Source organism: Agromyces subbeticus DSM 16689 (assembly GCF_000421565.1).
In the GTDB taxonomy this organism is placed as follows: domain Bacteria; phylum Actinomycetota; class Actinomycetes; order Actinomycetales; family Microbacteriaceae; genus Agromyces; species Agromyces subbeticus.
Map to the genome: position 1 here is coordinate 58101 of NZ_ATXG01000008.1, position 22663 is coordinate 80763.

Here is a 22663-nt window from a genome sequence, read left to right on the forward strand (position 1 = left end):
TCAGCGGCGCCGCTCCTGCATGGAGAAGCCGACCAGGATGTCGCGCTGGATGCCGAACATCTCTTTCTCTTCATCGGGCTCGGCGTGGTCGAAGCCGAGCAGGTGGAGGATGCCGTGGGTCGTGAGCAGCATCAGTTCGTCGACGAGCGGATGCCCCGCTGCACGCGCCTGGGCCTCGGCCACCTGCGGGCACAGCACGACGTCGCCGAGCAGCCCGGGAGGCGTCGGCGACTCTTCAGTGCCGGGGCGCAACTCGTCCATGGGGAAGCTCAGCACGTCGGTGGGGCCGGGCTCGTCCATCCACTGCACGTGCAGTTGCTCCATGGCGCCCTCGTCGACGAGCACGATCGCGAGCTCTGCATCGGGGTGCACGTGCATCGCGTCGAGCGCGTAGACGGCGAGCCGCTGGATGGCGGCCTCGTCGACCTCGATCGCCGATTCGTTGTTGATCTCGATGCTCACGACGTGAACCTCTCCGTCTCGCTCAGTTCGACTTGCGCGGCAGGTGGTCGCGCGGACCCTGGTGGCCGCGCCGCTCGGCGCGGTTCGCGAACTCTCGCGCCTGATCGCGTTCGAATCGCTGCGCCTGCTGACGTGCGTCGTATTCGGTGTAGGCGTCGACGATGCGGCCGACGAGCGTGTGCCGCACGACGTCGTCGCTCGTCAGGCGCACGAACTCGATGTCATCGACGCGGTCGAGGATGCGGGTCACGAGCCGCAGACCGCTCGCGCCGCCCGGCAGGTCGATCTGGGTGATGTCGCCCGTGACGACCATCTGCGAGCCGAAGCCGAGCCGCGTGAGGAACATCTTCATCTGCTCGGGCGTGGTGTTCTGCGCCTCGTCGAGCACGACGAACGAGTCGTTCAGCGTGCGCCCGCGCATGTAGGCGAGGGGCGCGACCTCGACCGTGCCCGACGCGAGCAGCTTCGGCACGAGCTCGGGGTCCATCATCTCGTTGAGCGCGTCGTAGAGCGGCCGCAGGTACGGGTCGATCTTGTCGGTGAGCGTGCCGGGCAGGAAGCCGAGTCGCTCGCCGGCTTCGACCGCCGGCCGCGTCAGGATGATGCGGCTGACCTCTTTGCGCTGCAGCGCCTGAACGGCCTTCGCCATCGCCAGGTAGGTCTTGCCGGTGCCGGCGGGGCCGATGCCGAACACGATGGTGTGTTCGTCGATGGCGTCGACGTAGCGGCGCTGCCCCTCGGTCTTCGGCCGGATGGTCTTGCCCCGGCTCGAGACGATGACCTGCCCGAGCAGTTCGGACGGCTTGGCATTCGGATCGGCGTCGAGCATGCGGGCCGAGCTCCTCACTTCGGTGGGTGTCGGATCTTGCCCGCCCCGAACGAGCTCGAGCAGTTCTTCGATCAGGCGCCGCACGTGCATGCGGCCGTCGACATCGCCGCGGATGGCGATCTCGTTGCCGCGCACGTGCACCTGCACGTCGGGGTATTCGCGCTGCACCTGCGTGAGCAGGCGGTCTTGCGGGCCGAGCAGGCGCACCATCGCGATGCCGTCGATGCTGAGCCGTTCCTCGTCGGCCGGCGCGGACTGCTCGGCGTCATCGCCGATCGCGTCACTCACCGGCAAGCGTCGCCTCCTCGAGGCCACCCGCGAGCACGTGCGCGTGCACGTGGAACACGGTCTGGCCGGCAGCGGCGCCTGTGTTGAAGACGAGCCGGAACTGGCCGTCGGAGAGCTCTTCGGCGACCGAGCGGGCGACCGCGACGAGTTCGGCGAGCAGGCCTGGGTCGCCCTCGGCGAGCTCGACGACATCGCGATAGGTGCCGGCCTTCGGGGTGACGACGACGTGCACGGGCGCCTTCGGCGCGATGTCACGGAACGCGATGACCCGATCGGTCTCTGCGACGAAGCTCGCGGGGATCTCTCGGGCGGCGATGCGCTCGAAGAGGGTCGGTTCTGCGCGGGACTCGGTCATCCCCCCATCGTAGCGACGGATGCCTCACCACCGCCCGAGTGCCGCGTTGAGCACGGCGATCGCGGCAGGGCCGGCCGTCGAGGTGCGCAGCACGGAGGCACCGAGTCGCACGGGCTCGGCTCCCGCCTCGGTGAGGCGCCCGAGCTCGGCAGGCGTGATGCCGCCCTCGGGCCCGACGACGAGCGCGATGTCGCGTTCGTCGGGGCGGAGGTCGGTGAGCCGGGTCGACGCGGTCGGTTCGAGCAGCAGCACGCGCTGTCCGTCGAGCCGGCCAGGGAGCTCAGCCGTCGTGGTGAGCGGTGCCACCGCCGGCAACCACGCCCGAATCGACTGCTTGACGGCCTCGCGCACGATGCTCGCCCATCGCAGCCTGCCCTTCTCGGCCTTCGCTCCATCCCACCGCGAGACGGAGCGGGCTGCGGCCCACGGCACGATCGCGTCGACGCCGAGCTCGGTCGCGGCCTGCACCGCGAGTTCGTCGCGGTCGCCCTTCGCGAGCGCCTGCACGAGCGTGATGCGCGGCGACGACGCCTCGACCGAGACGACCTCGTCGACGATGAGCTCGAGCTCGCGAGCACCGGTCGAGACGACCTCGCCGGAGACGAGGGTTCCGCGGCCGTCGCCGATCGCGATGCGCTCGCCGGCGCGCACGCGCGACACCGTCACGGCATGCCGGGCCTCGTCTCCGGAGAGCACGACGCTGCCGCCGGGCTCGCTGGCGGCGAGATCGAGCGACTCGTCGAGGTAGAGGTGGCTCACCGGGGCATCCGCCTAGCCGAGGAACCGGTCGCGCAGCCGGGCGAAGATGCCCTGCTGGAAGTGGCTGAGCTCGGGCGCGGGAGCCTTCTTCGCCGCGGCGAACTGCTGCATGAGCTCACGCTCCTTCGACGAGAGCTTCGTGGGCGTCACGACCTGCACGCCGACCTTGAGGTCGCCGCGGCCGGCTCCGCGAAGGCGCGACACGCCCCGGTCCTTCACCGTGAGGATCTCGCCGCTCTGCAGGCCGGCCTTGAGCTCGAGCTCGACGTCGCCGTCGAGCGCGGGGATCGTCGAGTTCGTGCCGAGGATCGCGTCGGTCATCGACACTTCGAGCGTGCACAGCAGGTCGTCGCCGTGTCGGCTGAAGACGTCGTGGCTCTTCACCTTGATCTCGAGGTAGAGGTCGCCGTTCGGTCCGCCGGCCGGGCCGGCCTCGCCGGAACCGGGCATCTGCAGGCGCACGCCCGTGTCGACGCCGGCCGGGATGTCGACGGGCACCGTGCGGCGCGCGCGAACGCGGCCCTGGCCCTGGCAGGTGACGCACGGCGTGGCGATGACGGTGCCGTAGCCGCGGCAGGTGCCGCACGGGCTCGAGGTCATGACGTTGCCGAGCAGCGATCGCACCGAGCGCTGGATCGAGCCGGTGCCGTGGCAGATGTCGCACGTCACGGGCGACGTGCCCGGCTGGCAGCACGAGCCGTGACACGTCTCGCAGGTCACGGCCGTGTCGACCTCGATGTCGCGGTGCGTGCCGAAGATCACCTCGTCGAGGCCGACCTCGACCCGTATGAGCGCGTCCTGACCGCGCTCGCGTCGTGATCGCGGTCCCCGGCTCTGCTGACCGGCCCCGAAGAAGGTCTCGAAGATGTCGCCGAAGCCGCCGAAGTTCTGGCCGCCGCCGAAGCCGCCCTGGCCACCGAGGTCGTACTGCTCTCGCTGCCGGGCATCGGAGAGCACGTCGTAGGCGTGCGTGACCTCTTTGAAGCGTTCGGACGCCTCGGCGCCCGGGTTGACGTCGGGGTGCAGCTCGCGCGCAAGACGACGGTAGGCCTTCTTGATCTCGTCGGGGGTAGCGTCGTGCGAGACGCCGAGGACCTCGTAATGGTCGGCCACGGAGGGCTTGTCCTTTCGATTGCCGGAAGTGCCGGTCGGATGCGTTGCCGGTCAGATGCGACGGGCGGCGGGTTCAGCTCTCGCCGAGCGTGCGGGAGAGGTATCGGGCGACGGCGCGAACGGCCGCCATGCTGTTGGAGTAGTCCATGCGTGTGGGCCCGACGATGCCGAGCCTCGAGATGTCGCGACCTGGGATCTCGAAGGAACTGGAGACGACCGAGGTCTCGCCGAGGCCGAACGAGGCGTTCTCCCGGCCGATGCGCACGGTCACCGCGTGCTCGTCGGTCGCCATCTCGCCGAAGAGCTTCAGCAGCACGACCTGTTCTTCGATGGCCTCGATCACGCCGAGGATCGAGCCGGCGAAATCCTGCTCGGTGCGCACGAGGTTCGCCGCCCCCGCCACGACCAGCCGGTCTTGGCGCTGCGCCCGCGCCTGCTCGGCGAGGGTGGCGGCGAGGGTGTGCAGCAGCGCTGCATGGCGCCGGTCGACGTTGTCGATCTCGCCCGAGAGCGCCTCGGCCGCATCGGCCATCGCCCGCCCACCGGCGATCTCGTTCAGGCGGGCCCTGAGCTCTCCGAGGGTGTGCTCGTCGACGGGGTGCTCGAGCTCGGCGAGCCGCTGTTCGACCTGGCCGGAGTCGGTGATGAGGATGCAGAGCACGCGGTCGGGCGCGAGGGCGATGAGCTCGACGTGTCGCACGCGCGCGCTGCCGAAGCTCGGGTACTGCACGACCGCGAGCTGATTGGTCAGTTGCGCGATGAGTCGCACGGTGCGGGCGAGCAACTCGTCGAGATCGCTCGACTCGCCGAGGAACGTCTCGATCGCCTGGCGCTGAGCCGCGCTCATCGGGCGCACGTCGGTGAGCTGGTCGACGAACACCCGATAGCCCTTGTCGGTCGGGATGCGGCCCGACGAGGTGTGCGGCGCCGCGATCAGCTCCTCTTCTTCGAGGAGGGCCATGTCGTTTCGGATCGTCGCTGCGGACACGCCGAATGCGTGGCGCTCGACGATCGACTTCGAGCCCACGGGTTCGCGCGACGCGACGTAGTCCTGCACGATCGCGCGCAGTACGGCGAGGCTGCGTTCCGAGACCATGACCCTCGCTTCCGTCGAAACTTGGCACTCGAATCGAGTGACTGCCAATCATATCGCGACATCCTGCGACGATGCCGTTGCCAGCTGCGGGGCGGCGGCGCTACCGTATGGGTATTCCGCGAGTCATCATCTCGGCGACGACCTCATCCATCGCGCGAGACGCGGGTCATCTGAGAACCCCTGAAAGGCACGCACCATGACCGATCCCAACTCCCCGGCTCCCGATGCCAACGTTCCGCCGCAGCAGCCCGGTGCACCGCAGCCGGTCGCCGCAGCACCGCTCGCTCCCGAGCAAGACGTGCAGTGGGGCTCCTTCGCCCACCTGGGCGGCATCCTCGGCCCGCTGCCCGCGCTGATCATCTGGCTGATCTTCAAAGACCGCGGCGCCTTCACCAACACCGAGGGCAAAGAAGCGCTGAACTTCCAGATCACGATCTTCATGGCCTACGTCGTCGGCTGGATCCTGACCTTCATCCTCATCGGCGTCGTCGTCGTCTGGGCTGCCTGGATCCTCAGCGTCGTCTTCTCGATCATCGCCTTCCTGAAGGCGAAAGACGGGCAGCACTACCGCTACCCGTTCGCGATCCGCCTCATCAAGTAGCACACGGCACGCGAGCGCGCCGGGCAGGTACTCGCCCGGCGCGCTCCACTGTGCCAGCATGAAGTTGTTCGACCCCTCGCCCACCGGGCGCCCGATCAAGGAGACACCATGTCAGACACGACCCCGCCTCCCCCGCCGCCGGCGAGCCCCTATCAGGGCAGCGCACCGCTGAGCCCGTCAGATGAGAAGCTCTGGGCGACGCTGATCCACATCGGCGGCATCTTCTTCAGCTTCATTCCGGCGCTGATCGGCTACCTGGTGCTGAAAGACAAGGGACCGTTCATTCGCGCGCACACTGCGACGGCGCTGAACTTCCAGATCACGATGGCGATCGCCTACGTGGTCGGCATCATCCTGACGTTCCTCATCATCGGCATCTTCCTGGTGATCGCGGTCGGCATCGTCACGATCATCTTCAGCATCATCGCCGCGGTGAAGGCCAACCAGGGCCAGCCCTACACGTACCCGCTCTCGATCAAGTTCGTGAGCTGAGCTCCGACGATTCGTCGAGCAGTCGCCGCACCACGGCGTCCGCGAGCAGCCGTCCTCTCATGGTGAGCACCAGCGCACCCGAGAGGGCGGCTTTCGCGTCGACGAGGCCGTCGGCCATGAGGCCCGCCACCGCGTGACGGCCGCTCGCAGACAACGTCGCAAGGTCGATGCCCTCGCGGATGCGCGTGAGCAGCAGCACGCGCTCGGTCTCGCGAGCGGCGGCGTCGAGCACCTCGCGGCCCACCGCCGGCGACACTCGGGCGGTGACGCGATCGGCATAGGCCGACGGATGCTTCGCGTTCCACCAGCGCACGCCGCCGACGTGGCTATGCGCGCCGGGGCCGACGCCCCACCAGTCGTCGCTCCGCCAGTAGCCGAGGTTGTGGCGTGAGCGGTGCGCGGCGTCGGTCGCCCAGTTGCTGACCTCGTACCACTCGTAGCCAGCGCCGGCGAGCAGTTCGTCGGCGAGCTCGTACATGTCGGCCTCGAGGTCATCGGAGGGCGTCGCGAGTTCGCCGCGACGGATCTGCCGTGCGAGCTTCGTGCCCGCTTCGACGATGAGCGCGTAGGCGCTGACATGGTCGGGGCCCTCGGCGATCACGGCATCGAGGCTGCGCCGCCAGTCGTCGATCGACTCCCCCGGCGTGCCGTAGATGAGGTCGAGGCTGACGTCGAGACCGGCGTCGCGCGCCCAGCCGACGACGAGCGGCACTCGAGCGGGGTCGTGCGTTCGGTCGAGGGCGGCGAGCACGTGCGGCACCGCCGACTGCATGCCGAACGACACCCGGGTGAACCCGCCCTCGGCGAGGCGCGCGAGGTCGGCTGGGCCGACGGAATCGGGGTTCGCCTCGGTCGTGACCTCTGCGCCCGGCTCGAACCCGAATTCGTCGCGAACGGCGCCGAGCATTCGCACGAGGTCGGCGGCCGGCAGCAGGGTGGGCGTGCCCCCACCGAAGAAGACGGTCGACGCAGCGCGAGCAGGCAGGTCGGATGCCTCGAGCATCTGCCGCGACATCCGGATCTCGGCGATCGCGTGGTCGGCGTAGTCGGCCTGACGCGCACCGCGCAGTTCATCGGAGGTGTAGGTGTTGAAGTCGCAGTAGCCGCACCGCACCCGGCAGAACGGCACGTGCACGTAGACGCCGAATGCTCGGTCGGCAGCGCCGGCCGCCGCCGATTCGGGCAGCAGGCCGTCGGCGGGCGCAGGGTCGCCGAGCGGCAGCGCGGACGCCACGGGCTAGACGCCGCCCGCGGGGTGCAGCGCCCGCAGTTCGAGCTTCGTGAGCTCTCGGCGCTGTCGGCGCTGCCTCGGCGCGAGCACGGCGCGCGGGCCCCCGGCGGTCGCCAGAAGCGAGCGGATGGTCAGCCACACGGTGTCGTCGTCGCGATGCTCGAGGATGAACGACTCCTCGCCGCTCTCGGGCCCGTCGGCCGTGGTGCCGTAGGCGAAGCCGATGCGATCGGGCTCGTCGATCACGTAGACCACGAGCACCGGCGTCTTCGCGACCCCGAACCGGCGCTTGCGCTCGAGGGTCGCGGTCATGCCCGCGGCGATGTACGGCGTGCCGTCGGCACCGAACCGCTCTTCGCTGCGCGGTGCGGGCTGGTCGTTCAGCGGCGTGCCGTCGGCGCCGTAGACGATGCCGGGGTACTGCGCGCCGGTGCCGCTGGCGATCTCGGTGACCTCGAAGCCGGCGCCGCGCTGGATGCCCCACGTCATGAGGGCCTCGGCCGCCCGCTGGAAGCGTTCGGTGCCCGAGCCGAGGCGCACGGCGTCTTCGGCGGGGCGGTACCCCGCCGGCGGATAGCGCAGCAGGTCGGGGGCGAGCGTCGCCCCGATCGCGCCGTAGGTGACCGACTGGTCGGTGAACGTGCTTCGGCGGGTCATCCGTGGGCCTTTCCTGTGGTGCGGCGCCTGCCGGGCGCGCGGCTGGGCCGAGATGGTGACGCGGCAGGCATCCGTCGATTCTACGGAGGTCTCCTGAGAGGCGGCGTCACCGGCGCCGATCAGTGTGCTGCGACCGCGGCTTCGAGCAGCGTGATGGTCGAGGCATCGGCGTCGAGCTCGGCTCGCACACCGAGGGGCAGCGGGATGTCGGGCGGAGCATGCCCGATCTCGACTTCGGCGATCACCGGGATGTCGCGCTCGCCGAGCACGTCGAGCACGATCTCCCGAGAGCCGGGCCCGCCCTCGGTGACCTCGAATTCGGTGGTCGGGCCGACGATCATTCCCGCGATGCGATCGAGGACGCCCGCGTGGCGGAGCATGTGCAGATCGTTCCAGATCGCGGATGTCGCGGTGTTGACGTCTTCCCAGAACAGGATGGCGCCGTCGAACCGCTCGAGCGGCAGCGCGAACGGGGTCGCCTGAAGCCGCACGAGGCGATTCAGGAGTCCGCCGATGAGCGGGCCGGCAGCGCGCCCAGGCCGCCAGGTCTGCCAGGCCTCGCTGCGCGGCAGTGCACCGACCGCCGTCGTCTGCGTCAGCACTCGCCGGTAGACCTCGGCCAACTGCCCGCGGCGCCCCTCGGTGGCGTCGCTCCGGTCGCCGAAACCGTACGTCACGAGGTCGCCGTGCACCGAGGCGAGGCCGGTTCGAGCGTGCAGCGCCAGGTGCAGGCTGTCGATGTCGCTGAACCCGATGAGCGGCTTCGGGTCGGCGATGACGGCGTCGTAGTCGATCAGGTCGAGGTAGCCGAGCGTCATGCGGCCGCCGGTCAGCGCGAAGATCGCGCGCACCTCGGGGTCGCGGAGCAGTTCGTTGAGCTCGGCGGCGATCTCGACGGGTCGGGCAGCGCCCCACCACCAGTGGCGGCCGATCTCGACGAGCGGCGAGATGCGCACGCGAAAGCCGAGCGCCTCGATCTCACCCACCCCGCGGCGGAAGAGCGCCTCTTCTTCGGCGTCGAGGCCACCGGAGAGCGCCGCCACTGCCACGACGTCACCGGGTCGCAACGCCCGCGGCCGCAAGGTCTGCACCATCTCGTGCCCCGTCTCCGGGCGGGGTGGGCGCGGCACCGTCGCCTGCGCGCAGCATCCCGCCGACGACCACCACGTTAGCGCGAGGGGCTACTTCTTGTCTTTCTTCTCGACGTCGCCCGAGAGCGCGGCGATGAACGCCTCTTGGGGCACCTCGACACGGCCCACCATCTTCATGCGCTTCTTGCCCTCCTTCTGCTTCTCGAGGAGCTTGCGCTTACGGCTGATGTCACCGCCGTAGCACTTGGCGAGCACGTCTTTGCGCATCGCGCGAATGGACTCGCGCGCGATGATGCGGGCGCCGATCGCCGCCTGGATCGGCACCTCGAACTGCTGGCGCGGAATGAGCTCCCGCAGTCGCCCGGTCATCAGCACGCCGTAGGCATAGGCCTTGTCGCGGTGCACGATGGCGCTGAACGCGTCGACCTGCTCGCCCTGCAGCAGGATGTCGACCTTCACGAGGTCGGCGGCCTGGTCGCCCGTGGGCTCGTAGTCGAGCGAGGCGTAGCCGGCGGTCTTCGACTTCAACTGGTCGAAGAAGTCGAACACGATCTCGCCGAGCGGCATGTTGTAGCGGATCTCGACGCGGTCTTCACCGAGGTACTCCATACCGATGAGGGCGCCGCGGCGGCTCTGGCAGAGCTCCATGATCGTGCCCACATAGTCTTTCGGGGCGAGGATCGCGGCGCGCACCATCGGCTCGCGCACCTCGACGATCTTCGTGCCGGTCGGGAACTCGCTCGGGTTGGTGACGGTGACGGTCTTCTTGTCTTCGGTCGTGACCTCGTAGATCACCGACGGCGCCGTGGCGATGAGGTCGAGCCCGAACTCGCGCTCGAGGCGCTCGGTGACGATCTCGAGGTGCAGCAGGCCGAGGAAGCCGCACCGGAAGCCGAACCCGAGCGCGACCGAGGTCTCTGGCTCGTAGACGAGCGCCGCGTCGGAGAGCTTGAGCTTGTCGAGCGCCTCGCGGAGCTCGGGATAGTCGCTGCCGTCGATCGGATACAGGCCCGAGAACACCATCGGCAGGGGCTCGGTGTAGCCGGGCAGCGCCTCGGTGGCCGGCCTCGCGGCGGTCGTGACGGTGTCGCCGACCTTCGACTGGCGCACGTCTTTCACCCCGGTGATGAGGTAGCCGACCTCGCCGATGCCGAGTCCCTTCGAGGGCGTCGGCTCGGGCGAGCTCACGCCGATCTCGAGGATCTCGTGGGTCGCCTTCGTCGAGAGCATCTGGATGCGCTCTCGCGGGTTCAGGTGCCCGTCGATCATGCGCACGTAGGTGATGACGCCGCGGTAGCTGTCATAGACGGAGTCGAAGATCATCGCCCGCGCCGGAGCATCCGCTCGCCCGACCGGAGCCGGGATGCGCTCGACGACGCGATCGAGCAGTTCTTCGACACCGACACCTGTCTTGCCCGAGACCTTCAGCACGTCGTCAGGCGAGCCGCCGATGAGGTCGGCAAGCTCTTTCGCGTACTTCTCGGGCTCTGCCGCGGGCAGGTCGATCTTGTTCAGCACGGGGATGATCTCGAGGTCGTTCTCGAGGGCGAGGTAGAGGTTCGCCAGCGTCTGGGCCTCGATGCCCTGCGCCGCATCGACGAGGAGGATCGCACCCTCGCACGCCGCGAGCGAGCGGGAGACCTCGTAGCTGAAGTCGACGTGACCGGGCGTGTCGATCATGTTGAGAGCGAATGAGGTGTCGCCGACCTGCCACGGCATGCGCACCGCCTGACTCTTGATCGTGATGCCGCGCTCGCGCTCGATGTCCATGCGGTCGAGGTACTGCGCACGCATGTCTCGGTCACTCACGACACCCGTGATGCCGAGCATGCGGTCGGCCAGCGTCGACTTGCCGTGGTCGATGTGCGCGATGATGCAGAAGTTGCGGATCAGCGCGGGGTCGGTGGCAGCAGGCACCGGCGGGTTCATGGCTCTCGGGGACATCCTGTCGATTCTCCCATGACTTCGGTTCCGACTTTCGACGGATGCCCCGTTGCAGGCCTGCGGGCTACGCTCGGAGCAAATGTCGGTGATCGAAGTCCCCAGCTCACGCGTGGCGCCATCGGCGCTGCGGCCCGTCTTCACGGCGCTGCGGATGGGACTGCACGTGCTCGTCGTGGGGCTCGCGCTCTTCGTCGTCGTGCGTGCGCTGATCGCCGACGCGCCGAACGAAGTCTCGGTGACCGTGCTCGCCGTCGCCTTCCTCGCCTGCTACGGCGCGGGCATCGCTGCGGCCCATCGGCACCTGCCCACCTGGGCGCGCGTGGTGTGGCTCGTGAGCCTCCTCGTGCTCTGGGTCGGAATGTCGGCGCTGACGCCCGACGCGGCGTTCCTCGCCTTCCCGCTCTTCTTCCTCGAGTTGCACGTGCTCGCCGCACCGATCGCCGTGCCGCTCGTGGTCGTCACCTTCGGGCTCTCGGTCTGGGGCACCGCCACGCACCTCGGGTTCGAGGTCGGCTCGATTCTCGGCCCGCTGATCAGCGCCGGGGTCGCGATCGTGATCGGCCTCGGCTACCGCGCCATGGAGCAGGAGACACAGGAACGCCAGGCGCTCATCCTCGATCTCATGGCCACGCGCGAGGAACTGTCGAATGCGAGCCGCGAGGCCGGGGCGCTCGCCGAACGCGAACGGCTGGCACGAGAGATCCACGACACCGTGGCGCAGGGTCTGTCGAGCATCCAGATGCTGCTCCACGCGGCGGAGCGCGACGTGGCCGACGCCACGACCCGGCAGAAGCTGCAGCTCGCGCGTGAGACCGCGGCGCAGAACCTCGGCGAGACCCGACGATTCATCCGCGAGCTCGCTCCACCCTCGCTCGACGCGCAGACGCTGCCCGCCGCGCTTCGCCGGCTGACCGAGGCGACGACCGAGCAATCGGCGCAGGCCGGCACCGCCCTCAGCGTCGAGTTCATCGCGAGCGGCGAACCGGTGCTGCTGCCGATGTCGACCGACGCGGCGCTGCTGCGCATCGCCCAGGGCTCGCTCGCCAACGTGCTGCAGCACGCGCGCGCCTCGCGCGCCTCGGTGACGCTGAGCTACCTCGGCGACGAGATCGCGCTCGACGTCGTCGACGACGGGGTCGGGTTCCGGCTCGCGGAGCGCAGCGCCGCTGTGGCTCGCGATGGTCTCGATCGGGTCGGCGACGGTGGGGGCGATGCCGACGAGCCCGCCTCGGCGGGGGGATTCGGTCTGCGCGCCATCCGGTTGCGCGCCGAGGCGCTCGGCGGCACCGTGCACATCGAATCGGCCCCGGGCGACGGCACCGCCGTCTCGGTGCGCATCCCCGCGGTGACCGCATGATCCGGCTGCTCCTGAGCGATGACCATCCCGTCGTGCGGGCCGGCATCCGCGCGATGCTCGAGAGCGAACCGGACCTCCTCGTCGTCGCCGAGGCGACGACGGCTGAAGACGCGGTGCGATCGGCGGCGACACTCGAGATCGACCTCGTGCTCATGGATCTCCAGTACCCCGGCGCCATGCAGGGCGCCGAAGCCACCCGCCGCATCCGTTCCCGGCCAGGCGCTCCGCGGGTACTCGTGCTGACGAACTACGACACCGACGCCGACATCCTCGGAGCGATCGAGGCCGGGGCGAGCGGCTACCTGCTGAAAGACGCTCCACCGGGCGAGCTCATCGCCGCCGTGCACGCTGCCGCGGTCGGCGACGCCGCGCTCGCCCCGGCGGTCTCGTCGCGCCTCGACGCGTCGAGATCGAGCGACGAACGACTCACGGTACGTGAGGCCGAGGTGCTCACGCTCGTCGCTGAAGGTCGCACGAACCGCGAGGTCGGCCGTGTGCTCTTCCTCAGCGAGGCGACCGTCAAGTCGCACCTCGTGCACATCTTCACGAAGCTCGATGTCGGCTCGCGCACCGCCGCCGTCGCGCGGGCGCGCGAACTCGGCGCGATCAGGGCGGGCTGACGGATGCCCCGCTGCCGCGTAGTGCTCGTGCACGGCCTGCGCACCTCATCGTCGATGTGGCGTGCGCAACTCGCGCTTCTCGGCGGCCACGACCTCGACGTCGTGGCGATCGACCTGCCCGGGCACGGCAGCCATATCGGCGAGCCGTTCTCGGTCGACGCCGCCCTGGAGGCGATCGACGAGGCGTTGAACCCGGCTGAAGCCGACGGTGCACCGCGCCTCCTGGTGGGGTTGAGCCTCGGTGGCTACCTCTCGATGGAGTTCGCGGCACGCGCTTCCGACCGGCTCGACGGCCTCGTCGCCGCCTCCTGCAGCACCCGCCCTCGCGGGGCGGCACTCGGCGGGTACCGGCGACTCGCCGCGCTCATCGGTCGACTGCCCGATCGTGGCCGCGGCATGAACGATGCGATGGCGAGGCTGTTCCTCGCGCCGGCCGCGGTCGACGACGTGCTCGCGGGAGGCGTGGCGCTCGACGTGATGGCCCCGGTGCTCGAAGCGGTCGGCCGGCTCGATCCCGTGGCCGCTCTCGGCAGCATCGACGTGCCGGTCTGGCTCGTGAACGGCCGCTTCGACCACTTCCGGTTCGAGGAGCGGCGGATGCTCCGTTCCGCGCGCGATGCGCGACTCGTGATCGTGCCTCGCGCGACGCATCTCGTGAGCCTCATCCGACCCGACGACTTCGCGGCGATCGTGCTCGGCGCCGTGGCGGAGCTCGATCGACGAGCCGCGATTCGGCATCGGGCTGCCAATCGATCGGGCGCCGCGGCACCCCTCGATCGACTCGCTCGCAGTCGCGTTGGTGACGCGCGCGCTTAGCTGGTATCGTTGTCTGTTGGCTTCCGTGTGGGTCCCACCCCGCACGATTCGCCGGTGAGGCCCCTCTACCTTCCCGGCACGTCCGGTACCCGCACAAGAACGAAAGACGAACTCCACGTGGCAAACATCAAGTCGCAGATCAAGCGCATTCGCACGAACCTCAAGGCTCAGGAGCGCAACAAGGCGGTCAAGAGCGAGCTGAAGACCGTCATCCGTCTCGCGAAAGACGCGATCACGGCCGGCGACAAGGAGCAGGCGACGACCGCCCTCCGCGCCGCGACCCGCAAGCTCGACAAGGCGGCCAGCAAGGGCGTCATTCACAAGAACCAGGCTGCGAACCGCAAGTCGGCTCTCGCGAAGCAGGTTGCCGCGCTCTGACGCGACACGCATTCGAAGAAGGCCCCGGCACTCGTGCCGGGGCCTTCTTCGTGTGCGGTCAGGGCTCGGTGCCACCCGTGAGCACCACGGGTCGCACGCTAGGAGCGCTCGCGACCTCGTGACGAGATGATTCCCACGAGCCGTTCGAGGGCGAACACGGGGTCGCGCTCGGCGCCCTTCACGGCGGCATCGGTGGCGGCCAGCGCCTCGATGGCACGACCGAGCCCCTCGTCGCTCCAGCCGGCGAGGTCGCGCCGCGCTCGGTCGACCTGCCAGGGTGCGAGACCGAGCGAGCCGGCGAGCTGCGGCCCGCCGCCACGAGTGCCGGCGACCTTGGCCATGGTGCGCACCTTCATGGCGAACGCGGCCACCATGGGCACGGGGTCGGCGCCGCTGTCGAGGGCGTGCCGCAGCGCGATGAGCGCCTCGCCGTGACGACCGGCGATCGCGGCATCGGCCACGGCGAAGGAGTTGGTCTCGACCCGGCCGCCGTAATAGCGCGCCACGACGGGCTCGGTGATGTCGGCTGGGGCGTCGGCGAGCAGTTGGCGGCAGGCAGCCGAGAGCTCGCGCAGATCGTCACTGAAGGCGCCGACGAGGGCGCGGAGCGCGCCGGGGCTGATCTTGCGACCCGCCGCGCGGAACTCGGCAGCCGCGAAGTCCTGCTTCTCGGCGTCTTTCTTGAGCTCAGCGCAGACGATCTCGATGCCGGCTCCCCCGCCGGCACGCACGGCGTCGAGGAGTTTCTTGCCGCGCACTCCGCTTCGGTGCCGAAGCACGAGCGTCGTCGATTCGGCGGTCTGGCCGAGGTAGTCGAGGGCGTCGATCAGGAAGTCGTCGCTCGCCCGCTCGACTCCGCTCACGCGGATGAGTCGGGGCTCGCCGAACAGTGAGGGGCTCGCGAGCGTCATGAGTTCGCCGCGCCGGTAGCCGTCGGCTTCGAGATCGCTGACCTCGAGTGCAGGGTCTTCAGTGCGCAGGAAGTCGCGCAGCATGGTGATCGACCGCTCGGCGAGCACGTCTTCTGCGCCGGAGACGAGCACCACCGGAGCCGGTCTGATGGCATGCCACGCGAGCTGCGGGATCGCCGCTTTGGTCTTGGGCGATGCCCCTGCGCGCGATGCGCTTGTGCGCGATGCCACCGCACCTCCCGATCTTCGCTTCGAGTCTACGGGCCGGGGCCGACATCGCCGGTCGTGCGCTCGCTCCACAGCCCGAAGTCGCCGTCAGCTGCGGTGAGCAGCAGCGTTCCCGAGTTGTCGGTGCGAACGACGGCCGTTCCGTCGTCGCGCAACAGATCGAGGATTCGTTCGGTCGGGTGACCGTAGCTGTTCTGGGCACCGACACCGATCACGCCCACCGTCGCACCGAGTTCGGCGTAGAGGCGCTCGCTCTGGTCGGCGGAGCCGTGGTGGGCGACCTTCACGAGGTCGACACGACCGATCGGAGCTGCGCGGAGGAGCCTGTCTTGAGCGCCCTCGCCGAGGTCGCCGAGGAAGACTCCGCGATACTCGGGCGTCGAGACATCGAGCACGACGCTGGCATCGTTGCCGGGCACGGCGTTCGGCCTCGGCCAGAGCACTCGCCATCGCGCCTCGCCCAGGGTGCCGCCGAATCCGGCGACGACCTCGACCGGTTCGGCGCCCGCATCGACGAGCGGACCGAGGGCGCGGTCGGAACGGCCCCCGTCGAGCGGCCCGTGCAGCACTGTGCCGACCATGCCCGCCACCGCCGATGCGCCGCCGGCGTGATCGGCGTCCCAGTGGGTCAGCACGAGCAAGTCGATGCGCTCGATGCCGAGCAGACCGAGGCATCGACGAAGCGCGGGGGCATCGGGACCGGTGTCGATGAGCGCCGTCGCCAACCCCGAACGCAGGAGGATGGCGTCACCCTGCCCGATATCGCAGGCCGCGACGTCCCACTCGGCCGGTCTCGTCGCAGCCCCGATGAGCGGGGCACCCGTGAAGAGGCCCACCGGCACTGCGAGGCCCACGAGCAGTGCGGTGACCGCGAAACCGCGAAGGCGTCGGCGGCGTCGATCTCCGAGCACGAGCCACACGGCGATCGCCGTGCAGCCCGCGAGCAGCAGGGCGCCCTGCGCGTCGGGCAGCCATTCGAAACGAGCTGCCGGCATCGCGGAGGAGGCGCGCGCGAGCAGCGCGATCCACGACGCGGGCAGCCAAGCGAGCTGCAGGCACGCGAAGCCGACCGACGGCAGCACGGGCAGCAGGAGACAGCCGATGAGGCCGACGACCGTGCCGACCGGTGCAGCCGGGGCCGCGAGCAGATTCGCCGGCACGCCGTACAACGCGAGGGCGGGATCGAGGAGCACCAGCACCGGCTGGCAGGCCAGTTGCGCGGCCAAGGGCACACCGATCACGGCGGCGACGGGAACCGGCATCCATCGGGCCAGTGCGCGGCTCAGCGGGGCGGCGAGCAACAGGAGCCCAGCGGTCGCGCATACCGATAGTGCGAAGCCGTAGTCGCGGGCGTACCAGGGGTCGACCGTCAGCAGCACGATGACCGCGAACGAGAGTGCCGCGACTCCCCCGCCCGGGCGACCGACCGCGACCGCGATGAGCACCACGACGGCCATCGCCGCCGCCCGCACGACGCTCGCCTCGGGCGTCACGAGCGCGACGAACCCGGCAAGCGCCAGGAGGGCGACGACGACTCGCGCTCGGCGCGGCAGACCGAGCAGCGCGGCGAGAGCGAACGCGGCGGCCGTCACGATCGCGCAGTTCGCCCCGGAGACTGCCGTGAGATGGCTCAGCGAACTCGCCTTCATCGCGGCATCGAGGCTCTCGTCGACCGCACTCGTGTCACCGATCGCGAGCCCGGGCACGAGCGCTCCGCCATCGCCCTCGAGGGCGACGGCCGCGTCGGCGAACCCGGTGCGGAGGCCACCAGTCCACGACAGCCACGGCGGTGGCGAGTCGACGACGTGCACCTCGCCGATCGCGCTGAGCCGGAACGCGGACTGCTCATCGCCCGGCAGCGCGGTCACTCGCGCCTCGAAGGCGATGCGCCCGCCCAGCTGCAGCTGCTCGTGCGGCAGTGCGACGACGGCGTTCACCGGCGCCCCTGGAGCCGGCTCGCCATCGATCACCACCGCGCTGCCGTCCACCCTGAGCGGCGCCTGCTGGCCGTCGGCGAACCAGCTCGCCCGCATCGAACGCGGTGCCGCGGTCAGCACCACCACGGCGTCGACCGTGCGGTGCTCGCGTGCGGCATCGGCGAGGGGCGAGGCCTCACGTGCCCCGAGACCGAGCGCTGCGGCGGTCGCCACGAGACCGCTCGCGGCGAGCACGACGAGCATCGTCGACATCGTGCGCACCAGCAGCGGGGACGCCGCAACGACGCGCCGCCGGTCGCCTCCGTCCTCCTGCACCCGCCGGCCGCCCGAACGCCGTGTCGCGCCGAGTCGGCGGTGGCCATCCACGACGGCCACCGGTGCGAACGCCACGACGGCCAACGCGACGCCCACGGCTCCGCTCGAGGCCCACACGGCCCACGCGAGCACCGCTGCGCCTTCGGCGCCGGGGAGAGCGATGGCGCACCAGGCCGCCACCCACGCGGCCGCCGCGGGGAGGAGCAGTCGAACGTCGCGCACGTCAGAGCGCCACGAGATTCGCAAGCCCGGCGAAGACCGCATCTCCGATGCCCGCAACGTCGAGCAATTGGTCGACCGAGGTGAACGGCCCGTTCGTCTCACGCCAGTCGAGGATGCGTTGCGCGAGCGCCGGGCCGATGCGCGGCAATGTGTCGAGCGCGGCGAGATCGGCCGTGTTGAGGTGCACGAGACCGTCTGCCGGAGTCGACGAGCCAGACGAGCCTGGCGCGCCGGGAGCCGCCGCGGCCGGCACCTGGCCGACCACCGGCACGGCGAGTTGCTCCCCATCGACGAGCACGCGCGCGAGGTTCACCCCGGCAGGGTCGGCATCGGCGGCGAGTCCGCCGGCCGCGGCGATGGCATCGGCCACCCGGGCACCGGCCCCGAGCTCGACGAGCCCCGGGCGGGCGACTGCACCGAGCACATGCACGAGCACCGACGGCGCACCGACGACCGGCGCACCGTCGATGCCGATGGCAACCTCGGAGTCGGCGCCCTCTTGGCCCACAGCGGCTTCGATGCGCGCCTGGTCACCACCCCCTGACGCACTGAACGACATGACCGCCGCCACCGCGACGGAGGCCACGAACAGCACCACCGCAGCACCGACCGCCACCCGAACCCGCGGTGCCGCACGCCGCGCCGCAGGATCGAGCGCCGCCAGGGGGTCGGCGGCATCACTCGCGGGCATGCAAGCACGCTACGAGGCGGGACGCCGCCGGTGCCGCCGGCCGGGGCGCTCAGCGCGCAACCGGCGGCGTCCTCACCCTGTCGAGGAGGAGTCGCGCGCCGGGATCAGCCCTTGGTCGCGATGTTCACGAGCCGGGGCGCGCGCACGATCACGTTGACGATCTCGCGCTCTCCGATCGAACGGGCCACGGCGGCCGAAGCGCGCGCGAGCGCCTCGAGGTCGTCACCCGTGATCTTCGGCGACACCTCGATGCGGTCGCGCACCTTGCCGTCGACCTGCACGATCGCCGTCACCGACTCCTCGACGAGCAGCGCGGGGTCGGCCTTGCGCCACGGCACGAGCGCAACCGTCGGCTCGTAGCCCAGGCGCTGCCACATGTCTTCGGCCGTGAACGGAGCGAAGAGATCGAGGATCATCGCCGTGACCTCGGCCGCCTCGCGCACCGCAGCGTCACCGGCGCCCGCGCCGGAGTCGATCGCCTTGCGGGTGGCGTTCACGAGCTCCATGAGTCGCGCGACGACGACGTTGAACTTGAAGGCCTCCACGAGGCTCGGGGCGTCGGCGAGCAGGCGGTGCGTGACACGGCGGAGCGCCGCGTCGCCTGTCTTCCAGTCGACATCAGGGCTCGAGGCGACCTCGCCCGAGATACGCCACGCACGCGCGAGGAACTTCGAGGCGCCGACCGGCGAGACATCCGCCCAGTCGATGTCGTCTTCGGGCGGGCCCGCGAAGGCGAGCGTGACGCGCAGCGCATCGGCGCCGTGCGCCTGCAGCTCGCTCGCGAACTCGACGAGGTTGCCCTTGGACTTCGACATCTTCGTGCCGTCCATGATGACCATGCCCTGGTTGAGCAGCGACGTGAACGGCTCGGTGAAGCTCAGGTAGCCGAGGTCGAAGAGCACCTTCGTGATGAATCGCGAGTAGAGCAAGTGCAGGATCGCGTGCTCGACACCGCCGACGTACTGGTCGACAGGCGCCCACTTCTCGGCTTCGGCGGGGTCGAACGCGCGCGCGTCGTCGGTGGGGTTCAGGTACCGCAGGTAGTACCACGAGCTGTCGACGAAGGTGTCCATGGTGTCGGAGTCGCGGCGCGCAGCTCCCCCGCAGTTCGGGCACGCGACGTTGACCCAGTCTTCGGCGGCACCGAGCGGGCTCGCGCCCTTCGGCTTCAGGTCGAGCCCCGCGGCATCCGGCAGCCGCACCGGCAGCTCGGCCTCGGGAACCGGCACCTCGCCGCACTCCGGGCAGTGGATGATCGGGATCGGGGTGCCCCAGTAGCGCTGGCGCGAGATGAGCCAGTCGCGAAGGCGGTAGTTCTTCGACGCACGACCGAGTCCGCGTTCGGCGAGGAGTTCGATCACACGACGGATCGCGTTTGACTTCGACAGCCCGTCGAGCGGGCCGGAGTTCACGAGCCGCCCTTCGCCGGCGAGCGCGATGCCGGTCGACGCCGGGTCTTCGCTCGGCAGGTCGTCGGGCAGGTACGGGTCGCCGTTCTCGTCGAGCGGGATGACGGGGATCACGCCGGTGACGGGTGCGTTCGTGTCGACCACGACCCGCACCGGCAGGCCGAACGCGCGCGCGAAGTCGAGGTCGCGCTGGTCGTGCGCGGGCACGGCCATGATCGCGCCATGGCCGTAGTCGGCGAGCACGTAGTCGGCCGCCCAGATCGGGAGGCGCTCGCCGTTCACCGGGTTGATCGCGTACCGCTCGAGGAAGATTCCGGTCTTCGGCCGGTCGGTCGACTGCCGGTCGATGTCGCTCTCGGCGCGCACCGATTCGAGGTAGTCCTGGAAGCGCGTCTGCACCTCGGCGGACGCCCCGCCCGCGAGTTCGGCCGCGATCTCGGAATCGGGCGCGACGACCATGAAGGTCGCGCCGAACAGCGTATCGGGGCGCGTCGTGAAGACCGAGACGCGCTCATCGCGCCCCTCGATCTCGAACTCGACGTCAGCGCCCGACGACCGGCCGATCCAGTTGCGCTGCATCGACAGCACCTTCGACGGCCAGGCGCCCTCGAGCTGGTTGAGGTCGTCGATGAGGCGGTCGGCGTAGTCGGTGACCCGGAAGTACCACTGCGTGAGCGCCTTCTTCGTGACGACCGCGCCGCAGCGCTCGCAGTGACCGTCGATGACCTGCTCGTTGGCGAGCACCGTCTGGTCGTTCGGGCACCAGTTGACCTGCCCGGCCTTGCGATAGGCGATGCCCTGCTCGTAGAGCTTCAGGAACAGCCACTGGTTCCACTTGTAGTACTCGGGATCGCTCGTGTGGAGCTCACGCGACCAGTCGAACGAGGGCGCGTACTGGCGGAACGACTTCTTCTGCTGCTCGATGTTCGCGTAGGTCCAGCCGCGAGGGTCGATGCCACGCTTGATGGCCGCGTTCTCGGCGGGCAGGCCGAAGGAGTCCCAGCCGACCGGGTGCAGCACGTCGAATCCCTGGTGACGCCAGTACCGCGCGACGGTGTCGCCGTAGCCGAAGGCCTCGGCGTGCCCCATGTGCAGGTCACCAGAGGGGTAGGGGAACATGTCGAGGATGTACTTGCGCGGCCTCGTGTCGCCGGGAAGCCCGGCGCGGAACGGTTCGGACTCATCCCACACGGGAAGCCACTTCGCCTGGATGGAGGCGAAGTCGTACGCGCCGGCGTCGGCGTGCGCTGGGTCCTGGTCGTGTGCCACGTGACTCTCAATCGTGTATCGCTCGGGGATTCCGGGCGCGCCGGAACACGGCGCGCTCGAAGGTCAAGCCTACTCACTCCGAGGTGGGCAGCTCCGCGCCGAGCACCGCGAGCAGCGCCCTCGCCTTCACCCGGGTCTCCTCGACCTCCTCGGCGGCGACCGAGAGGGCGGTGATGCCTCCGCCGGTGCCGATGCTCGCACCACTCGGGGTGAGCACGATCGAGCGGATCACCATCGCGAGGTCGGCGCTGCCGTCGACGCCGAGATACCCGAAGGCACCCGAGTACACGCCGCGCGCGCCGCCCTCGAGCTCGTGCAGGATCGTCATCGCGCTGCGCTTCGGCGCGCCCGTCATCGAGCCCGCCGGGAACGCCGACTGCACTGCATCGAGGGCAGTGAGCGGATGCCGCAGCTGAGCGGTGACCGTCGAGACGAGTTGATGCACGTGGGCGTACTGCTCGACGTCGAGCAGCACGGGCACCTCGACCGTGCCGAGCTCGGCGACGCGACCGAGGTCGTTGCGCATGAGGTCGACGATCATGAGATTCTCGGCCCGCTCCTTGTCGCTCGCGAGGAGTTCGCGTCGCAGCTCGGCGTCGGCCGCGGGATCGGAACTGCGCGGCCGGGTGCCCTTCATCGGCTTCGTGGAGACACGGCCCTCGGTGTCGACGAGCAGGAACTGCTCGGGCGAGGCGCTCAGCAGTGCCGTATCGCCGAACCGGAGGAATCCACCGTGATGGCTCGGGCTCGAGGCGCGCAGAGCCAGGTACGTCGCCGTGGGATCGGGATGCACGTCGACGTCGACCCGATTCGTGAGGCAGAGCTGGTACGCGTCGCCGCGAACGATCGCAGCCTGGCACTCGGCGATGAGCCGTGTGTACTGCTCGGCATCGTGTCGCCACCGCGTCGGTGCATCGCCAGGCCGTATATCAGCCGGGACCGACGACTTCATCAGCGCGTCTGCCACTTCGAGCCGCTCGATCTTGGCAGCAAGATCAGTCGACCACGCCTCCAGTGCCGCTCTCGTGGCCGAGTCACCGTCGTCGTCGATCCAGACGAGCCGCACCGAACGAGCCCGGTGGTCGAAGACGATCGCCCGGTCGACGAAGAGGAATGCCGCATCCGGTGTCTCAGCCGGCTCGACGGGCACGTCGTTCAGGATCGCGCCGAGCTCGTACCCGAACCAGCCGAACCAGCCCAGGACACCGGGAACCTCCACACCGTCGCTCCCGACCGAGGCGTCCCGGAGCCCGGTGGCCAGCACGTCGAAGACGGATGCCTCGCGCGTCACGCTCCCGGCATCCGCCCCCGCCGGGACGCTGCGCGTGACGGTGCCTCGCGTCGCGTCGGCGGTCACGAACTCACTCGCGGCGTGAGCGGCGGCGAGCACGCTGATGCCTGACATGGCATCCGCTCCACCGTCGAGCCACACGGCGTACTCCGCATCCGCGAACAGGCCCCGGAAGACGAGCTCGGGGTCGCGCCACCCGGAGAGCAAGCGGGTTCGGATGCGACGCGACACGCTCCCAGCCTAGGCCGCTGATTCGCCTGACGGGGCGGCGCGATCGCTCGCGCAGCCCCGTCAGTGCCGA

The 22663-nt window shown here is 70.0% G+C and carries 21 protein-coding genes; 6 read left to right on the forward strand and 15 right to left on the reverse strand.

Annotated elements, in window-relative coordinates:
* The 6 genes from ybeY to hrcA all read right to left on the reverse strand — a co-directional run bounded on the left by ybeY (position 1) and on the right by hrcA (position 4902).
* Positions 1-462, reverse strand: a complete 462-nt coding sequence (gene ybeY, locus H521_RS0112155) for an rRNA maturation RNase YbeY (RefSeq protein ID WP_022893297.1) — start codon at positions 460-462, stop codon at positions 1-3.
* Positions 463-484: 22 nt separating this feature from the next.
* Complete coding sequence (locus H521_RS0112160) at positions 485-1501, reverse strand: PhoH family protein (protein WP_084512335.1); 1017 nt, start codon at positions 1499-1501, stop codon at positions 485-487.
* 70 nt (positions 1502-1571) lie between these two features.
* Positions 1572-1934 carry an HIT domain-containing protein gene (locus tag H521_RS0112165; protein ID WP_022893299.1) on the reverse strand — a complete coding sequence of 121 codons (363 nt, stop codon included), beginning with the start codon at positions 1932-1934 and terminating at the stop codon, positions 1572-1574.
* Between the two features lie 24 nt (positions 1935-1958).
* Positions 1959-2693 (reverse strand): 16S rRNA (uracil(1498)-N(3))-methyltransferase, encoded by a 735-nt coding sequence (locus tag H521_RS0112170; protein ID WP_022893300.1) that lies wholly within the window; start codon positions 2691-2693, stop codon positions 1959-1961.
* A 12-nt stretch (positions 2694-2705) separates the two neighbouring features.
* On the reverse strand, positions 2706-3806 hold the full coding sequence (gene dnaJ / locus H521_RS0112175; protein WP_022893301.1) for a molecular chaperone DnaJ: 1101 nt from the start codon (positions 3804-3806) through the stop codon (positions 2706-2708).
* Between the two features lie 73 nt (positions 3807-3879).
* Positions 3880-4902 (reverse strand): heat-inducible transcriptional repressor HrcA, encoded by a 1023-nt coding sequence (gene hrcA / locus H521_RS0112180; RefSeq protein ID WP_022893302.1) that lies wholly within the window; start codon positions 4900-4902, stop codon positions 3880-3882.
* A 196-nt stretch (positions 4903-5098) separates the two neighbouring features.
* On the opposite strand from hrcA, the gene H521_RS0112185 reads away from it, so the two are divergent.
* Together H521_RS0112185 and H521_RS0112190 are read left to right on the forward strand one after the other, a co-directional pair.
* The gene (locus H521_RS0112185; protein ID WP_022893303.1) at positions 5099-5503 is read left to right on the forward strand and encodes a DUF4870 domain-containing protein; all 405 of its coding nucleotides are present in this window, start codon (positions 5099-5101) and stop codon (positions 5501-5503) included.
* A 108-nt stretch (positions 5504-5611) separates the two neighbouring features.
* A complete protein-coding gene (locus H521_RS0112190; RefSeq protein WP_022893304.1) occupies positions 5612-5995 on the forward strand; it encodes a DUF4870 domain-containing protein in 384 nt (127 codons plus the stop codon).
* On the opposite strand, the gene hemW is transcribed toward H521_RS0112190, so the two are convergent.
* The 4 genes from hemW to lepA form a co-directional block, all read right to left on the reverse strand.
* Positions 5979-7229 carry a radical SAM family heme chaperone HemW gene (gene hemW / locus H521_RS0112195; RefSeq protein ID WP_022893305.1) on the reverse strand — a complete coding sequence of 417 codons (1251 nt, stop codon included), beginning with the start codon at positions 7227-7229 and terminating at the stop codon, positions 5979-5981. The two genes, H521_RS0112190 and hemW, sit on opposite strands and share 17 nt — an antisense overlap.
* 3 nt (positions 7230-7232) lie before the next feature.
* Positions 7233-7883 carry a DUF1990 domain-containing protein gene (locus H521_RS0112200; protein ID WP_022893306.1) on the reverse strand — a complete coding sequence of 217 codons (651 nt, stop codon included), beginning with the start codon at positions 7881-7883 and terminating at the stop codon, positions 7233-7235.
* A gap of 119 nt (positions 7884-8002) precedes the next feature.
* Entirely contained in the window at positions 8003-8977 is a 975-nt protein-coding gene (locus tag H521_RS0112205) for a S66 peptidase family protein (RefSeq protein WP_022893307.1), read from the reverse strand.
* An 87-nt stretch (positions 8978-9064) separates the two neighbouring features.
* Entirely contained in the window at positions 9065-10918 is a 1854-nt protein-coding gene (gene lepA, locus H521_RS0112210) for a translation elongation factor 4 (RefSeq protein ID WP_022893308.1), read from the reverse strand.
* A gap of 85 nt (positions 10919-11003) precedes the next feature.
* On the opposite strand from lepA, the gene H521_RS0112215 reads away from it, so the two are divergent.
* From H521_RS0112215 to rpsT, 4 genes are all read left to right on the forward strand, one after another.
* Positions 11004-12275: a sensor histidine kinase gene (locus H521_RS0112215; protein WP_245560983.1), complete on the forward strand. Its 1272-nt coding sequence runs from the start codon at positions 11004-11006 to the stop codon at positions 12273-12275.
* Positions 12272-12895: a response regulator gene (locus H521_RS0112220; protein ID WP_022893310.1), complete on the forward strand. Its 624-nt coding sequence runs from the start codon at positions 12272-12274 to the stop codon at positions 12893-12895. The genes H521_RS0112215 and H521_RS0112220 overlap by 4 nt, the downstream gene beginning before the upstream one ends.
* A gap of 3 nt (positions 12896-12898) precedes the next feature.
* Entirely contained in the window at positions 12899-13711 is an 813-nt protein-coding gene (locus H521_RS23105) for an alpha/beta fold hydrolase (protein WP_022893311.1), read from the forward strand.
* Between the two features lie 117 nt (positions 13712-13828).
* Positions 13829-14089 (forward strand): 30S ribosomal protein S20, encoded by a 261-nt coding sequence (gene rpsT, locus H521_RS0112230; protein WP_022893312.1) that lies wholly within the window; start codon positions 13829-13831, stop codon positions 14087-14089.
* 98 nt (positions 14090-14187) lie between these two features.
* On the opposite strand, the gene holA is transcribed toward rpsT, so the two are convergent.
* The 5 genes from holA to pabB form a co-directional block, all read right to left on the reverse strand.
* Positions 14188-15231 carry a DNA polymerase III subunit delta gene (holA, locus tag H521_RS0112235; protein ID WP_022893313.1) on the reverse strand — a complete coding sequence of 348 codons (1044 nt, stop codon included), beginning with the start codon at positions 15229-15231 and terminating at the stop codon, positions 14188-14190.
* Between the two features lie 26 nt (positions 15232-15257).
* The gene (locus tag H521_RS23110) at positions 15258-17702 is read right to left on the reverse strand and encodes a ComEC/Rec2 family competence protein (protein WP_022893314.1); all 2445 of its coding nucleotides are present in this window, start codon (positions 17700-17702) and stop codon (positions 15258-15260) included.
* Between the two features lies 1 nt (position 17703).
* Positions 17704-18393 (reverse strand): ComEA family DNA-binding protein, encoded by a 690-nt coding sequence (locus H521_RS0112245; protein ID WP_022893315.1) that lies wholly within the window; start codon positions 18391-18393, stop codon positions 17704-17706.
* A 104-nt stretch (positions 18394-18497) separates the two neighbouring features.
* Positions 18498-21071, reverse strand: coding sequence for a leucine--tRNA ligase (gene leuS, locus H521_RS0112250; protein ID WP_022893316.1), 2574 nt, complete (start codon positions 21069-21071; stop codon positions 18498-18500).
* Between the two features lie 73 nt (positions 21072-21144).
* Positions 21145-22593, reverse strand: a complete 1449-nt coding sequence (pabB, locus tag H521_RS0112255) for an aminodeoxychorismate synthase component I (protein ID WP_022893317.1) — start codon at positions 22591-22593, stop codon at positions 21145-21147.
* Positions 22594-22663 lie beyond the last annotated feature (70 nt).